The organism is Allobosea sp. (assembly GCF_035944895.1).
Classification (GTDB): domain Bacteria; phylum Pseudomonadota; class Alphaproteobacteria; order Rhizobiales; family Beijerinckiaceae; genus Allobosea.
The window spans coordinates 212743-228002 of the sequence record NZ_DASZAT010000005.1 but is presented as its reverse complement, the minus strand read 5'-3'; the positions used below and the strand labels follow the sequence as shown (position 1 = coordinate 228002).

18 protein-coding genes are annotated in these 15260 nt (G+C 65.7%); 8 read left to right on the top strand and 10 right to left on the bottom strand.

Going from position 1 to position 15260, the window contains the following annotated elements; genetic code table 11:
• The first annotated feature begins 79 nt into the window (after window positions 1–79).
• Both VGV58_RS03495 and VGV58_RS03490 read left to right on the top strand, forming a co-directional pair.
• Entirely contained in the window at window positions 80–1630 is a 1551-nt protein-coding gene (locus VGV58_RS03495) for an ABC transporter substrate-binding protein (RefSeq protein WP_326872585.1), read from the top strand.
• A 20-nt stretch (window positions 1631–1650) separates the two neighbouring features.
• Entirely contained in the window at window positions 1651–1815 is a 165-nt protein-coding gene (locus tag VGV58_RS03490; protein ID WP_326872584.1) for a hypothetical protein, read from the top strand.
• 38 nt (window positions 1816–1853) lie between these two features.
• On the opposite strand, the gene VGV58_RS03485 is transcribed toward VGV58_RS03490, so the two are convergent.
• The 3 genes from VGV58_RS03485 to VGV58_RS03475 form a co-directional block, all read right to left on the bottom strand.
• Complete coding sequence (locus VGV58_RS03485; RefSeq protein WP_326872583.1) at window positions 1854–2327, bottom strand: hypothetical protein; 474 nt, start codon at window positions 2325–2327, stop codon at window positions 1854–1856.
• Window positions 2324–2875, bottom strand: coding sequence for a Panacea domain-containing protein (locus VGV58_RS03480; RefSeq protein ID WP_326872582.1), 552 nt, complete (start codon window positions 2873–2875; stop codon window positions 2324–2326). The genes VGV58_RS03485 and VGV58_RS03480 overlap by 4 nt, the downstream gene beginning before the upstream one ends.
• Window positions 2876–3094: 219 nt before the next feature.
• Window positions 3095–4018 (bottom strand): LysR substrate-binding domain-containing protein, encoded by a 924-nt coding sequence (locus VGV58_RS03475; protein WP_326872581.1) that lies wholly within the window; start codon window positions 4016–4018, stop codon window positions 3095–3097.
• Window positions 4019–4108: 90 nt separating this feature from the next.
• On the opposite strand from VGV58_RS03475, the gene VGV58_RS03470 reads away from it, so the two are divergent.
• The 6 genes from VGV58_RS03470 to VGV58_RS03445 are packed head-to-tail and all read left to right on the top strand — an operon-like array spanning window position 4109 to window position 9832.
• Entirely contained in the window at window positions 4109–5227 is a 1119-nt protein-coding gene (locus VGV58_RS03470) for an NAD(P)/FAD-dependent oxidoreductase (protein ID WP_326872580.1), read from the top strand.
• Entirely contained in the window at window positions 5208–5504 is a 297-nt protein-coding gene (locus VGV58_RS03465; protein WP_326872579.1) for a (2Fe-2S)-binding protein, read from the top strand. The genes VGV58_RS03470 and VGV58_RS03465 overlap by 20 nt, the downstream gene beginning before the upstream one ends.
• Window positions 5501–6901, top strand: a complete 1401-nt coding sequence (locus tag VGV58_RS03460) for an FAD/NAD(P)-dependent oxidoreductase (RefSeq protein ID WP_326872578.1) — start codon at window positions 5501–5503, stop codon at window positions 6899–6901. Before VGV58_RS03465 ends, VGV58_RS03460 begins: the two co-directional genes overlap by 4 nt.
• Window positions 6898–8028 carry an NAD(P)/FAD-dependent oxidoreductase gene (locus VGV58_RS03455; RefSeq protein ID WP_326872577.1) on the top strand — a complete coding sequence of 377 codons (1131 nt, stop codon included), beginning with the start codon at window positions 6898–6900 and terminating at the stop codon, window positions 8026–8028. Before VGV58_RS03460 ends, VGV58_RS03455 begins: the two co-directional genes overlap by 4 nt.
• Window positions 8025–8969 carry an ABC transporter permease gene (locus VGV58_RS03450; protein ID WP_326872576.1) on the top strand — a complete coding sequence of 315 codons (945 nt, stop codon included), beginning with the start codon at window positions 8025–8027 and terminating at the stop codon, window positions 8967–8969. Before VGV58_RS03455 ends, VGV58_RS03450 begins: the two co-directional genes overlap by 4 nt.
• Complete coding sequence (locus VGV58_RS03445) at window positions 8966–9832, top strand: ABC transporter permease (protein ID WP_326872575.1); 867 nt, start codon at window positions 8966–8968, stop codon at window positions 9830–9832. The genes VGV58_RS03450 and VGV58_RS03445 overlap by 4 nt, the downstream gene beginning before the upstream one ends.
• A gap of 12 nt (window positions 9833–9844) precedes the next feature.
• Here VGV58_RS03445 and VGV58_RS03440 read toward each other — a convergent pair whose 3' ends face one another.
• The 7 genes from VGV58_RS03440 to VGV58_RS03410 all read right to left on the bottom strand — a co-directional run bounded on the left by VGV58_RS03440 (window position 9845) and on the right by VGV58_RS03410 (window position 15213).
• Window positions 9845–10402, bottom strand: coding sequence for an HNH endonuclease (locus VGV58_RS03440; RefSeq protein WP_326872574.1), 558 nt, complete (start codon window positions 10400–10402; stop codon window positions 9845–9847).
• Window positions 10403–10628: 226 nt separating this feature from the next.
• Window positions 10629–11510: a 3-hydroxybutyryl-CoA dehydrogenase gene (locus VGV58_RS03435; RefSeq protein WP_326872573.1), complete on the bottom strand. Its 882-nt coding sequence runs from the start codon at window positions 11508–11510 to the stop codon at window positions 10629–10631.
• A gap of 73 nt (window positions 11511–11583) precedes the next feature.
• The gene (locus VGV58_RS03430; protein WP_326872572.1) at window positions 11584–12531 is read right to left on the bottom strand and encodes an electron transfer flavoprotein subunit alpha/FixB family protein; all 948 of its coding nucleotides are present in this window, start codon (window positions 12529–12531) and stop codon (window positions 11584–11586) included.
• The gene (locus VGV58_RS03425) at window positions 12531–13277 is read right to left on the bottom strand and encodes an electron transfer flavoprotein subunit beta/FixA family protein (RefSeq protein ID WP_326872571.1); all 747 of its coding nucleotides are present in this window, start codon (window positions 13275–13277) and stop codon (window positions 12531–12533) included. The genes VGV58_RS03430 and VGV58_RS03425 overlap by 1 nt, the downstream gene beginning before the upstream one ends.
• A gap of 135 nt (window positions 13278–13412) precedes the next feature.
• The gene (locus tag VGV58_RS03420) at window positions 13413–14114 is read right to left on the bottom strand and encodes a rhomboid family intramembrane serine protease (RefSeq protein WP_326872570.1); all 702 of its coding nucleotides are present in this window, start codon (window positions 14112–14114) and stop codon (window positions 13413–13415) included.
• 3 nt (window positions 14115–14117) lie between these two features.
• Window positions 14118–14699, bottom strand: a complete 582-nt coding sequence (locus VGV58_RS03415; RefSeq protein WP_326872569.1) for a cob(I)yrinic acid a,c-diamide adenosyltransferase — start codon at window positions 14697–14699, stop codon at window positions 14118–14120.
• A 43-nt stretch (window positions 14700–14742) separates the two neighbouring features.
• Window positions 14743–15213 carry an Lrp/AsnC family transcriptional regulator gene (locus VGV58_RS03410; protein ID WP_326872568.1) on the bottom strand — a complete coding sequence of 157 codons (471 nt, stop codon included), beginning with the start codon at window positions 15211–15213 and terminating at the stop codon, window positions 14743–14745.
• Window positions 15214–15260 lie beyond the last annotated feature (47 nt).

Below are 15260 nucleotides of genomic sequence, written 5' to 3'. Positions count from 1 at the left end.
CCCATCCCCGATTTCGACTTGGACAGACTGGGATCGCGGTCCCCACTATCGCGCCAACAAGGATCGAGGGGATTGGACCATGAAGACGCATGTCGCCGGGCTTGCGGGCCTGATGCTGTTCGCCGGCCTGCACGGGCAGGCCTTGGCGCAGGAGACGGTCCTCAGGGTCAGTTCCGGCGCCAGCAATGTCTCGACGCTCGACGCCCACCGCGCCAGCGCGACCGACGACAAGGCGCTGGTCGGCTGGCTCTATAACGGCCTCGTCCGCTTCAAGCCCGGCAGCGCCGACCCCAAGGACCTCGAGCCCGATCTCGCCGAGCGCTGGGAGACCTCGCCGGACGGCAAGGTCTGGACCTTCCATCTGCGCAAGGGCGTCAAGTTCCATGGCGACTGGGGCACGCTCGATGCCGACGACGTCGTCTATTCCCTGCAGCGTTCCGCCGATCCGAAGCGCTCGACCTTCTCCTCCGACTTCTCGGCGATCGACAAGGTCGAGAAGGTCGACGACCTCACCGTCCGGGTCACGCTGAAATACCCGGACGTCAACTTCCTCGGCCGCGTCTCCAACTACCATGGCGGCAACATCGTCAGCCGCAAGGCCGGCGAGGAACTGGGCGACCGCTATGGCGCCAAGCCCGTCGGCACCGGCCCCTTCACCTTCGTCGAGCAGGTGACCCAGCAATATGTGAAGCTCGCCGCCAATCCCGATTATTTCCGCGGCAAGCCGAAGATCGACACGATCATGATGCGTGCCATTCCCTCGGACAGCGCGCGCGAGCTCGCCTTCACCTCCGGCGAACTCGACCTGTTCTACGGCAAGCGCGAGCAGCGCTGGGTCGATTCCGCCCGCAAGCGCCCCGGCTTCAATGTCGAGATCTTCCAGCCCGGCGAATACCGTCTGCTTCACATCAACCGCAGCCAGCCGCCGCTCGACGACATCCGCGTGCGCCGCGCCATCGCCGCCGCCGTCAATGTCGATGATCTCGTGCGCTTCGTCGGCAAGGATGTCGGCCCCAAGGGCTGCTCGATCGTGCCGCCCGGCTATCTCGGCGAGGATTGCACGGTGCGTTACGGCTTCGACCTCGCCAAGGCCAAGGCTTTGCTGGCCGAGGCCGGCCACAAGGATGGCATCACCATCAAGGCGATCGTCTCCAACATCTCGGCGCAGCAGCCCTTCATGGAGATCATCCAGGCGCAGCTCGCCAAGGCCGGGATCAAGCTGGAGATGCAGGTCGTCGACCACGCGACCTATCAGAGCCAGAGCCGCAAGGATCTGAGCGGCCTCGTCTTCTACGGCGCGGCGCGCTTTCCGATCGCCGACACCTATCTCAGCGAATTCTTCCACTCACGCGCGACCGTCAACACCCCGACCGCCGCGACGAACTTCTCGCACTGCGCCATCGCCGACAAGGAAATCGAGGAGGCCAGGGTTGCGCCGAACGCCGAGGCCCAGAAGGCGCTCTGGAAGGAGGCGCAGCGCAAGATCATGGACGATGTCTGCGCAATCCCGCTGTTCGAACTGCGTCAGGTCTGGGCCCGCAGCGACAAGCTCGATTTCGGCTACGAGCTGAAGGGCGCGCTCAACCTCGCCCCGCCGATCACCGAGGCGACCACGCTGAAGGCGCGCTGAAGCGAAGGCTGAGGCCGGTCATGGAGACGGTGCGCCGGCTCGCCGCCTATGTCGCCAGCGCTCGTGAGGAGGCGCTAGCGGACGATCTGCGGGAAGCCGCCTGCCGCGCCGTGCTCGACCTCGTCGCCGCGGCGCTCGATCTCGACGATGGCCATCGCGTCGCGCAAACTCTGCACCGCGCATAGGATTGGTACGTGCCGTCGCATCGCTGGGTCAGCAATGGCTAGCCTCGCGCTTGCTCATCCGACTTCGCTCCGGCGGACGGGCTACTCATAGCGTCGCGCGAAGCAGCGACAAGAGACGCGGTGATGATCTCCGTTTGCAACGGAGATATATCTAGTCCAACAAGCGCACAATCTTGAATAAGCCTCAGAATTTTGTCTTCAATATCACAAATATGCTTAATCTGTCCGCTGAACCTCTTCTTTAACATAAGAGCTGGATTGAGCTCATATAGCTCATCCAAGCATACCCATGTCTCTTTTTTTAAATAGCAAACCTTAGGTGGGAGAAAGAAATTATGGAACCGGTCAGTGGGCTGGCACCCAAACACTGTGCCCCGCCCATGCTGCTGTGATGTCGTTTTTGCAGCAACAGATGTTGAGCCAATCGTACCTAAAACAATAAAAAGCTTCTCCCCGCTGACGCCATCATGGAAAGCAAAATTTTCATCGAAAAACACAGAGCCGGGATTCACCGAAGTTTCTCCAGCAGCTCCTGTCTATCATTGACAATTTTTATCAAACGATCCCTCTCATCATTCCTAATCGACAATTCGTAAGGAATAATCTGCTGCTTCTTTCTATCTTGGTTATATATCTTATCCCAAGGAAGATTTTCGAGGTGCGTAGCTTCAATCATGCTATTCGCATCAGCGTTTTTATACTCTTCTGCGAGATTTTTCAAAATCATCATCTCGCGCTTGGTAAAATTCCGCTCAGAAAACTCAACATTTGGAGTTATATCGAGCGCCCAGCTATCTTTGATTGGTTTCTTTTGAAATTGAAAAGCCTCTGCCATATCCGGCATCGGGTTTTCAATTTCATTGTTAAGATCCACAGGGACCGGCCCTTTAGGCCAAGCAAAATAATTCTGACCCGTGACGCTCCGGCCAGTTTGCTTAAAATGCTCGAAATCTAAGAAATAGAGAAGCTTGAAAAGCTTCACTTTTCCACATTTCTTCGTATTTCTTACGAAAAAATTAATCGCTTGGATTAACTTCTCGCGCTCATGCGTGATTAGCATCCGAGCAACCTCCTTCGCGCGCCAAAACGCCCGGCACGAATCATCTGATAACATCGAAAGTTGATGATTCTCCGCAACTCTGTTGATTTTTTGAGCGAATCGTGTCCTGCGCAGAGCTACACCTATCGCACACGTCGCTGCCATTTATGGCAGCAATCGCCCCCTGCAACCATCTGCGCGACGGCGACCATGCGCCGCTGCTCGATGCCCTAGCGACGATCAGGCCGGATTCGGCGTCAGGATAGTCCGCGAAATCTCCGCCGCCGCTTCGCGCGCGCTTTCGAGGAAGGCCGCTACCAGCCTGGCATTGCGGCTGTCGCGGTTGCGGCAGAGCTGGAAGTCGAGCTGGAATTCCGGCTCGAAGCGGCGGATCGCGATCTTGTCGCGCAGGCCGCCGACGATCAGCGGATGCACCAGCGAGACGCCGACGCCGGCGGCGACGAACTCGCAGAGGGTCGGCGAGACGTTCGCGATCATCACCACCTCCGGCGTGACGCCATGGGTTTCGAGCACCCGGCTGATGCTGCGATGGGTATGGCTCTCCGGATCGAAGGAGATGAAAGGCACGCCAGCGAGATCGCGCGGGGTGATCACCTCCTTCGCCGTGAGTGGGTGGCCGAGCGGCAGGATGCAGACGACCGGATGACCCATCATCGGCTCGGCGGCGACATAGGGGTTGTCGACCGGGGCGATGATCAGCCCGACATCGAGCCTGTGCGTGACGAGCGCGTCGGAGATCCATTGCGAGCTGCGCGACTGAACCGAGCAGAACACGCCGGGCTGCCGCGCGAGGAAGCGCGAGGTCGCCTCCTGGATGAAGGAGCCGGAGAGCGCAGGCATGACGCCGATCAGGAGGCGGCTCTGCTCGTCGCGGCGGATCGCCTCGACCGCATTCTCGACCTGGCGCACGCCCGCAAAGATCCGGTCGATCTCCTCATAGAGCCGCATGCCGCGCCGCGTCGCCACCAGCCGGCCCTTGACCCGGTCGAACAGGCGCAAGGCCGTATCCTCCTCGAGATGGGCGATCAGCTTGCTCATCGCCGGCTGCGAGACGTTCATCATCTCGGCCGCGCGGCTGACGGTGCCGTATTCGATCACCGCCTTGAAGGCCTCGACCTGGCGCAGGTTGAGCCGCCTCACCATGGCATAACCTCTGAGAATAGAGTGCAGAGAAAAACGACTTTGACGAAATACAATGTCGCTCCCTAACGTCAAAGGGCGAAAGGGATTTTCATGCGGCCGGACATCGTCGTCATCGGGGGAGGAACGGTCGGCGCCGCCATCGCCTATGGCCTTGCCCGCAAGCAGGAGAAGGTGCTGCTGCTCGACGGCGACGATGGCGATTTCCGTGCGGCAAGAGCGAATTTCGGGCTGGTCTGGCTGCAGGGCAAGGGCCTGGGCATGCCGGCCTATCAGGCCCTGACCCGCGACAGCATCGCGCTCTGGCGCGGCTTCACCGACCAGCTCGAAGCCGAGACGGTGATCGATCTCGCCTATGAGCAGAATGGCGGCCTCGCCTTCTGCCTCGGCGAAGAAGGCTATGAGAAGCGCCGCGTCGACCTACTGCGCCTCCATAACCAGCGTGGCGATGGCGAGCCGGATTGGGAGATGCTCGACCGCCCGGCGCTGCAGCGACTGCTCCCAAAGGTGGCGCTCGGCCCCGATGTCACCGGCGCCAGCTTCGGCCGGCGCGACGGGCATGCGAACCCTCTGCGGCTGCTGGCTGCGCTGCATGCCGGCGTGCTCCGCCATGGCGGCGCGCTGCGTCATCGCGCCCGGGTGCAAGGGATCGAGCGCGTCGGTGTTGATTTCAAGCTCGTGCTCGATGGCGAGACGCTGACAGCGCCGCGGATCGTCATCGCCGCCGGACTCGGCTCACCGGAATTGGCCCGTCAGGTTGGCCTCGACGTCCCGTTACGGCCGGAGCGCGGCCAGGTGCTGGTCACCGAGCGGCTCGCCCCCTTCCTGCCGCTGCCGGCGAGCGGCCTGCGCCAGACCGGCGAGGGCACGGTGATGATCGGCGCGACCAAGGACGATCCCGGCTTCGACGTCTCCACCACCGGCGAGGCGGCGGCATGGCTCAGCCGCAAGACGGTGCAGATCGTCCCCGCCTTGGCCAAGGTCGGCCTCGTCAGGCAATGGGCCGGCCTGCGTATCATGACGCCCGACAGCTACCCGATCTATGCGCAGTCGCAGAGCCATCCCGGCGCCTTCGTCGCGCTCTGCCATTCCGGCGTGACGCTCGCCGCTCTCCATGCCGAGGAACTCGCCTCGGCCATCGCCGCGGGCGCGCTGCCCGAGCGCTTTTCTCCCTTCCACCAGAGTCGGTTCGATGTTCCGCAAGCTGCATGATCCCGGGCCGCAGGCGGTCACCATCTTCATCGACGGGCGCCCCGTCGCAGCCGAGCTCGGCGAGAGCGTCGCCGCCGTGCTGCTGCGCCAGCAGGAAGGCTGGAGCCGGACCACGCCGGTCTCGCAGAGCCCGCGCGCGCCCTATTGCATGATGGGCGTCTGCTTCGAATGCCTGGTCGAGATCGACGGCCAGGGCTCGGTCCAGAGCTGCCTGACGCCTGTCGCCAACGGCATGCGCATCGCCCGCCAGCAGGGCCGCCGGAGCCTGTCGGCATGAGCGAGCAGACCGATCTCCTGATCGTCGGCGCCGGCCCGGCCGGCATGGCCGCCGCCGTCACCGCCCGCCGCCATGGGCTCTCCGTCCGCGTCGTCGACGACCAGCCGGCGCCCGGCGGCCAGATCTGGCGGGGCATCGAGACAGTGGCCGCAACGCCGCGCGCCAAGCGCCTCGGCGAGAGCTATCTTTCCGGCGCCGAGCGCGCCGCGGCCTTCCGCGCTTGCGGTGCCCTCTACGAGCCGGAAAGCCAGCTCTGGCAGATCGAGCCGGGCTTCCGCACCTTCGTCACGCGAGGCGGCAAGGCCCGCATTGTGACGGCGCAGGCGATCATACTCGCCACCGGCGCGCAGGAGCGGCCCATGCCTTTCCCGGGCTGGACGCTGCCGGGCGTGCTCACGGTCGGCGCAGCACAGATCCTGCTGAAAACGGCAGATTCCGTGCCGGAGAAGCCGGTCTGGATCGCTGGCTGCGGACCGCTGCCGCTGCTCTACATGACCCAGCTCCTGGCTGCGGGAGGCCGCATCGCCGGCTTCCTCGATACGACCCCGCGCGGACGTGTCGGCGCAGCGCTGCGCCATCTGCCGCAAGGCCTCAGCCGCCTCGGCGACCTCGTGAAGGGGCTGTCCTGGTCACTGGCTCTGCGCCGAGCGGGTTTCCCGATCATTCGCCATGTCACCGAGCTGCGCGCCGAGGGCGATGGCCGATTGCAGCGCCTGCGCTATCGCACGGAAGACGGCCGCGAGGCCGAGGTTCCCGCCGAGGTGCTGCTCGTCCATGAGGGCGTCGTGCCGAACATCCACGCACCGCTGGCGCTCGGCTGTGCCGTGAGCTGGCATGCTGGCCAGCACTGCTATGTCCCGGTACTCGACGCCTGGGGCGAGAGCTCGCAGGCGAACATCTTCGTCGCCGGCGACGGCGCCGGCATCGGCGGAGCCGAGGCGGCCGAACCGCGCGGGCGGCTCGCGGCGCTGCGGGTTGCAGCAAAGCTCGGTCGTCTCGATGACGGCACTGCCGAAGCTGCCGCAGCACCGGAACGTGCCGCTCTCTCCAGCGCGCTGGCCCTGCGCCCCTTGCTCGATGCGCTCTACGCGCCGCGTCCGCAACTCTATGCCCCGCCGGACGAGACGCTGGTCTGCCGCTGCGAGGAGGTCACGGCCGGCGAATTGCGCGCCCGCGCTGTCGAGGGCCGGCCCGGACCGAACCAGCTCAAGGCCTTCACCCGTGCCGGCATGGGTCCATGCCAGGGCCGGCAATGCGGCTACTCCATGGCTCATATCGTCGCCGCCGCGCAGAACCGCTCGGTTGAGGAGGTCGGCTTCTACCGAATCAGGCCGCCGCTGAAGCCAGTGACGCTCGGCGAGCTCGCCAGCCTCGACGAGCAGGAGCCGGCGGCATGAGCGAGGCCGCATTCGACGTCATCGTGATCGGCGGCGGCCTGCATGGCCTCTCCGCTGCGCTGCATCTCGCCCGCGCCGGCCGCAAGGTCGCGCTGGTCGAGCGGCGCTGGACCGGCCGCCACGCCTCCGGCGCCACGGCAGCGGGCGTGCGCACCCTCGGCCGCGACCTCGCCGAGATCCCGATCTCGCTCGAAGCCATGGAGATGTGGCACCAGATCGAGACGATCGTCGGCGACACCTGCGGCTTCCACGCCCATGGCCAATTGCGGGTCGCGGAGAAAGCCGAGCACATGCCGGCGCTGATCGAGCGACAGGCCCGCACCAGCGCCCTCGGCTACAGCCATGAGGAATTGATCGACGCCGCCGAACTGCGCCGCCTCGTGCCGGCTCTCAGCCCGCATTGCATCGGCGCTCTGGTGGCGCGGCGCGACGGTGCCGCCGACCCACACCGCACCATCGCCGCCTTCCGCCGCGCCTGCGAAGCCGAGGGCGTCGTTATCGCCGAGGACTGCGGCGTCGAGGCCGTCGAGCAAAGGGGTGGCGACTGGCTGCTCGTCTGTGGCGAGCGCCGCTTTCGCGCGCTGCAGATCGTCAATGCCGCCGGCGCCTGGGCCGGGAGGCTCGCCGCGCTGTTCGGCGATGCGATCCCGCTCGGCGTCCGTGCCTCGATGATGATCGTCACCGAGCGGCTCGCCCCCCTGCTCGATCCGGTCGTCAGCGTCGTCGGCCGGGCGCTGTCCTTCAAGCAGGCGGGCCAGGGCACGCTGGTGATCGGCGGTGGCCTGCAGGGCTCGGCCGATCTCGAGCGCGAGCGCAGCAGCGTCGATTTCCGCCAGCTCGCCAGGGGCGCCCGGGCCGCCAGCGATCTCTTCCCTGCCGTGCAGGGCGTCCGCATCGCCCGCTGCTGGACCGGCATCGAAGCGGAAACCCGCGACCACATCCCGGTGATCGGCCTCTCGCCGAACGCGCCCGGCCTCGTCCATGCCTTCGGCTTCTCCGGCCATGGCTTCCAGCTCGTGCCGGTGGTCGGCTCGATCCTGGCCGAGCTCGTCTGCGAGGGCCGGACGCGCCGCGAGATCGCCGCTTTCGCGCCCGGGCGCCTGATGCAGGAAAGGGCGGTGGCATGATCGGCTATCTGGTCAGGCGGATCCTGCTCGCCATCCCCACGCTGTTCGTGATGCTGACCGCGATCTTCGTGCTGGTGCGGCTCGTGCCGGGCGATGCCGCCTCGGTCATCCTCGGCGACCAGGCCAGCGCCGCCTCGCTCGCGGCGCTGCGCGAGAAGCTCGGCCTCGACCAGCCGGTCCACGTCCAGTACCTCGCCTTCCTCGGCAAGATCCTCACCGGCGATTTCGGGGAGTCGCTGTCGAGCGGGCGCAGCGTCATCCGCGAGGTGCTGCTCGTCCTGCCCTCGACGATCGAATTGACCGTCGCCGCCATCACGATCGGCCTCGTCTTCGGCCTGCCGCTCGGCGTCGCCGCCGCGCTCAGCCGCAATGGCTGGGTCGACTATGTCTCGCGCGTCGTCTCGCTGGTCGGGCTGTCTTTCCCCGCCTTCGTCTCCGGCATCCTGATGCTGATCGTCTTCGCGATCCAGCTGAACTGGTTCCCGGTGCTCGGCAACACCAGCGGCGCCGGCAGCCTCAGTGAGCGCATGCGGGCGCTCGCTTTGCCCGCGCTCAATCTCGGCATCATCATGACCGCCTATGTGATGCGCGTGACCCGCGCCGCGATGCTCGGGGTGCTGACCGAGGACTATATCCGCACCGCCCGCGCCAAGGGCGTCGGCCCGGCCCAGCTCGTCGTCACCCATGCCCTGCGCAACGGGCTGATCCCGATCATCACCGTGGTCGGGCTCTATTTCGGCACGCTGATCGGCAACTCCGTGCTGACCGAGATCATCTTCAACCGGCCCGGCCTCGGCAAGCTGATCATCGGCGCGCTCAATGCCCGCGACTACACCCTGCTGCAGGGGCTGATGATCATCTTCGCGATCTGCGTGATCGTCGTGAACACGCTGACCGATCTCGCCTACGGCCTCGTCGATCCCAGGGTGAAATACTCATGAGCGCCGCCGACACCCCCGTCGCGATCCAGCCCGGCGGGCTCTGGCTCGCCTTCACGCAGAACCGGCTCGCCTGGGTCGGCCTCGTCCTGCTGGCGCTGATCGTCTGCGTCGCGCTGTTCGCGCCCTGGCTCGCGCCTTACGACCCGCTCGAGCAGAACATCGTGGCGCGGCTGGAGCCGCCCTCCGCCGAGTTCTGGCTCGGCACCGATTCCTATGGCCGCGACGTGCTCTCGCGCCTGATCTACGGCGCCCGCATCTCGCTCTTCGTCGGCTTCGTCGCCATCCTGATCGCCATGCTGGTCGGCACCGCGATCGGCGTGCTCGCCGGCTATATCGGCGGCGTCTTCGACCAGCTCGTCATGGGCGTGCTCGACGTGCTGCTCGCCTTCCCGACCCTGCTGCTCGGCCTGATGATCGCCGCCATGCTCGGCGCTAGCCTGGAGAACCTGATCATCGCCATCGCCGTGACCGAGGTCGCGCCCTTCGCTCGCGTCGCCCGTGCCCCGACGATCACGCTGCGCCAGCGCGATTTCGTCGAGGCGAGCCGCTCCTATGGCTGCGGTCCGTTCCGGATCATGACCCGCCACATCCTGCCGAACATGATCTCGGACGTGGTGGTGATGAGCTCGCTCTGGCTGGCCTCAGCGATCCGCACCGAGGCCTCGCTCAGCTTCATCGGGCTCGGCGTGCCACCGCCGGCGCCGACCTGGGGCGCGATGATCCGCGAGGGCTTCGAGAACATCTTGGACGCCTGGTGGCTCGCGGTGTTCCCGAGCCTCGCCATCCTCGTCACGGTGCTGGCGCTCAACCTGCTCGGCGATGCACTGCGCGATGCCTCGGACCCACGCTCGCGATCGCGCTGAGAAGGCAGGAGCTTACGGCTCCAGCTCGGAATCCCAGTAGAGATAGTCGAGCCAGCTCTCGTGCAGATAGTTCGGCGGGAACAGCTTGCCGTTGCGGTGCAGGTCGTTGATCGACGGTGCGAACGGCTTCTGCATCGGGATCATCCCGACCGCGGTCGGCATCTTGTCGCCCTTCATCAGATTGCAAGGCGAGCAGGCCGCGACGACGTTCTCCCAGGTGGTGAGGCCGCCCTTCGAGCGCGGCACGACATGGTCGAAGGTCAGTTCGTCGCGCGTGCCGCAATACTGGCAGGCGAAGCGATCGCGCAGGAAGACGTTGAAGCGGGTGAAGGCCGGGGTGCGCGAGGGCTTGATATAGGTCTTGAGCGAAACGACCGAGGGCAGCTTCATGTTGAAGCTCGGGCTGTGCACCACCGTGTCGTATTCGGAAACGATGTTGACGCGGTCCATGAAGACCGCCTTGATCGCGTCCTGCCAGCTCCACAACGAGAGCGGATAGTAGCTCAACGGCCGGAAATCGGCGTTGAGCACCAGCGCCGGACAACCGTCCGGCGAGGCCATCGGATGCATTACATGCGCCGTCACCCGTATCGCGCCTCCGCTTCTAGGGCTCGCACGAATCCTGCCGCATCAATGTAAGCGCGATGCGACAGGAATGTGAAGCGACGATGTTGCGGCGCGAATGGGCAGACGGCGGTCGTCGTTCCCGGGCGGAGCGCGGCGCAGACCCGGGAATCTCATGCGGAAGCTGGTTTTCGAGATGCTCGGCTCAAGGCCGAGCATGACGGCATAGTTTTCAGCGCGTCGGAATCGGCTTTTCGCCGCGATAATCGTAGAAGCCGCGCTTGGTCTTGCGGCCGAGCCAGCCGGCCTCGACGTACTTCACCAGCAGCGGGCATGGCCGGTACTTCGAATCGGCGAGGCCGTCATGCAGCACCTGCATCACCGACAGGCAGGTGTCGAGGCCGATGAAGTCGGCGAGCTGGAGCGGGCCCATCGGGTGATTCGCGCCGAGCCGCATCGCCGTGTCGATCGCCTCGACCGAGCCGACGCCCTCATACAGCGTGTAGACGGCCTCGTTGATCATCGGCAGCAGGATGCGGTTGACGATGAAGGCCGGGAAATCCTCGGAGACCGACGCCGTCTTGTGCAGTGCCGCGACGAAGCCCTTGGCGCGTTCGAAGGTGCCGTCGTCCGTGGCGATGCCGCGGATCAGCTCGACGAGCTGCATCAGCGGCACCGGATTCATGAAATGAATGCCGATGAAGTGCTCGGGGCGATCGGTCGCCGCGGCAAGCCGCGTGATCGAGATCGACGAGGTGTTCGAGGCCAGGATCGCGTCGGGGCGCAGATGGGGACAGACAGCGGTGAAGATCTTGCGCTTCACCTCCTCGCTCTCGGTCGCAGCCTCGATCACGAGGTCGCACGGGCCCAGATCCTCCAGCTTCGGCGCCGAGACGATCCGGCTCATCGCCGTGCGGCGGTCCTCATCGGCGATGGCACCCTTGGAGACCTGACGGGCCATGTTGCCGTCGATCGTCGCCAGCGCCGCATTGATGCGGTCCTCGGCGATGTCGTGCAGCCTGATGTCGAAGCCCGCGACCGAGGCAACATGGGCGATGCCGTTGCCCATCTGCCCGGCCCCGATGATGCCGACGGTCTTGATCTGGTGGTCCATGTGACGCTTCTTGTCCCCGAGGGAGCTGGCGCGGGCACCCCGTGGGCGCCCGCGACGCGGACGATTCTACCGCTTACTTGCCGGCCTTTTCGAGCTCTTTGTCGAGCTCGGGCAGGATGGCGAAGAGGTCGCCGACGAGGCCGTAATCGGCGATCTGGAAGATCGGCGCCTCCTCGTCCTTGTTGATGGCGACGATGACCTTCGAGTCCTTCATGCCGGCGAGATGCTGGATCGCGCCGGAGATGCCGACCGCGACATAGAGCTCGGGGGCGACGACCTTGCCGGTCTGGCCGACCTGCCAGTCATTCGGGGCGTAGCCGGCATCGACCGCGGCGCGCGAGGCGCCCATCGCGGCGCCAAGCCGATCCGCCACCGGCTCGATCACCTTGGCGAAGTTCTCGGCCGAGGCGAGCGCGCGCCCGCCCGAGACGATGATCTTGGCCGAGGCCAGCTCCGGACGATCCGACTTGGCGACTTCCTCGCCCTTGAAGGAGGAGGTGCCGGGGTTCGCGGCAGCGGAAACGGCCTCGATCGGGGCGCTGGCGGAACCGTCGCCGGTCGCCTGGAAGGAGGCGCCGCGCACGGTGATCACCTTTTTGGCGTCGGCGGACTGCACCGTCTGGATGGCGTTGCCGGCATAGATCGGCCGCTCGAAGGTGTCGGCGGAGACGACCTTCGTGACTTCCGAGACCTGCATCACGTCGAGCAAGGCTGCGACGCGCGGCATCACGTTCTTGCCGGTAGTGGTGCCGGGCGCGACCAGCGCGTCATAGCCGGGAGCGAGCTGGACGATCAGCGCCGCGAGCGGCTCGGCGAGGCGATGCTCATAGGACGCATCGTCGGCGAGCAGCACCTTCTCGACGCCGTCGAGCCTGGCGGCGGCTTCCGCCACGGCCTTGGCGTTATGGCCGGCGACCAGGACATGCACGGGCGCGCCGATATCCTTGGCGGCGCTCAGCGCCTTGCGGGTAGCCTCGTTGAGGGCCTTGTTGTCGTGCTTGGCGAGCAGCAGCGTGGTCATCAGATCACCCCGGCGGTCTTGAGCTTGGAGACGAGTTCGGCGGCATTGGCCACCTTGACGCCGGCGGAGCGTCCGGCCGGCTCGGCCGTCTTCAGCACCTTGAGGCGCGGCGAGACATCGACGCCGAGCGTCTCGGGCGAGGTCTCGTCGAGCGGCTTCTTCTTCGCCTTCATGATGTTGGGCAGCGAAGCGTAGCGCGGCTCGTTGAGGCGCAGGTCGGTGGTGACGATCGCCGGCAGCTTGAGCTGGACGGTCTGCAGGCCGCCATCGACCTCGCGGGTGACGTCGGCAGAACCGCCGTCCAGAACGACCTTCGAGGCGAACGTGCCCTGCGGCCAGCCGAGCAGCGCCGCCAGCATCTGGCCGGTCTGGTTGCAATCGTCATCGATCGCCTGCTTGCCGAGGATGACGAGCTCGGGGGTCTCCTGCTCGACGACCTTCTTCAGCAGCTTGGCGACCGCGAGCGGCTCGACGGCAGCATCGGTCTTCACCAGGATGCCGCGATCGGCGCCCATGGCGAGGCCCGTGCGGATCGTCTCGGCGGCCTGCGCCGGCCCGACCGAGACCACGATCACTTCGTTGGCCTTGCCCGCTTCCTTCAAGCGCAGCGCCTCTTCGACGGCGATCTCGTCGAAGGGATTCATCGACATCTTCACATTGGCCAGCTCGACCCCGGCCCCATCGCCCTTCACTCGGATCTTAACGTTGAAGTCGACCACGCGCTTCACTGGCACAAGTATCTTCATAAGGGCGTCACCGGTTGTGGAGAGATGCGATCTGATGCCGATCCGCCGGCCAAGCGAAGGCCGGCATCGCGGCACCCGGCTGAAATGCGGACGGACCGTAGCGACGGGAATTTGCGCTTGTCAACGCCACGAAAGTCACGGCAGCCCCCGCATGCCGCGGCCGAACAGGCGCAGCTCGCGCCGGATCAGCAGCGGCGTCAGCGCCGCGCCTGCACCGAGCCCGCCGAGATGCGCCCACCAGCCGACCGCACCTTGCTGGTCGAACAGCGCCGAGAGCAGCTGGAACAGGATCCAGGCGCCGAGCGCGTACATCGCCGGGATGTGCAGGGGAATCCATTTGAAGGCGAGGCCCCAGACGCGCACGCGCGGGTAGAGCATCAGATAGGAGGCGATCACGCCCGAGATCGCGCCGGAAGCGCCGATCAGCGGCTGCTCCGATTCGGGATTCATCAGCGCATGCAGCAGCGCCCCGGCGATGCCGCAGAGCAGGAAGAAGACGAGGAAACGCAGATGCCCCATCGCATCCTCGACATTGTCGCCGAAGACCCAGAGAAACAGCATGTTTCCGATCAGATGGGCGAAGCTGGCATGCAGCATGATGCCGGTCGTCAGCGTCAGCCAGGGCGGCGCCTTGAGCAGTTCCGGCGGCAATTGCGCCTCGCCGAACAGCACCGCAGGAATCGTGCCGAAACCGGCCAGGACCGCGACCTCGCTGGCCTCGCTGGTCCAATACATCAGCATCAGCCGCAGCACGATGCAGAGCGTGATCAGCGCGTAGGTGACATAGGCGACGCGGATGAAACGCATCGGCACGCCGTCATGCAGCGGCACGAACATCGGTTAGCGGTTCTGGCCGGGCGTCCAGAGCACGTCGCCCCCTGCCCTGGCATTGAGGTGGCGGGATGCGACGAAGAGGAAATCCGAGAGCCGGTTGATAAACTTCAGTGCCGGCTGGGCGACGCTCTCGCCCTCCTCCTGCGACAATTCGACCATCAATCGCTCCGCCCGGCGACTGACCGTTCGGGCGAGATGCAGATGCGCCGCACCGGGCGTGCCGCCTGGCAATACGAAGGAGCGCAGGGTCCCGAGCGGCCGGTTGAGCTGGTCGATCTCGGCCTCTAGCCGGTCGACCTGCGCCTGCACGATTCTGAGCGGCTCCCACGCCGGCTTCTCGCCGGTGTCGGGCGAGGCGAGCTCGGCGCCGAGATCGAAGAGGTCGTTCTGGATGCGGCCGAGCATCGCGTCGAGCTCGGGATCCTCGGCAGCGCAATGCAGGCGCGCCATGCCGATGCAGGCATTGGTCTCGTCGACCGTGCCATAGGCGGAGACGCGCAGATCGAATTTCGGCCGGCGCGCACCGGTGGCGAGCGCCGTGGTGCCGTCGTCGCCGGTGCGGGTGTAGATGCGATTGAGAACGACCATGACGAAGTTATAGCGCGCTGCAGCATCGGCGGAAGGGGCAATCTCACCCCATCGCCAATGGCAAAAGTCCCGGCTCCTTCAGCGTCTCCAGAGCGATCTCGGACCGCACCCGCGCGACGCTCTCATGCGGCAGCAGCACCTCGTTGACGAGGCGCGCCAGCTCCTTGAGGTCGCCGACCGCGACCTTCAGCATGTAGTCGGCCTCGCCGGTCAGCGCATGCGCCTCGAGCACCGCGGGCGTCAGCTTCACCAGATCGCGGAAGCGCCGGGCATTGTCGCGCGAATGGGTGTTGAGCGCGACATGGATGAAGACGGTGACGGAAAGCCCGATCGCCTCCGGATCGATCAGGGCGCGATAGCCGCGAATCACGCCCGCGCCCTCCAGTGCCTGACGTCGCCGCGAGACCTGACTGGCGGAGAGGCCGACGCGCTCGGCGAGCGCACCATTGGTCAGCGAGGCGTCCTGCTGGAGCGCTTCGAGCAGGCGCCAGTCAAAGGCGTCGAGCTGCGACATTTCGTGAGCCCTTCTGCACGTTCATGCACGATCCGTGCAAATTCAAG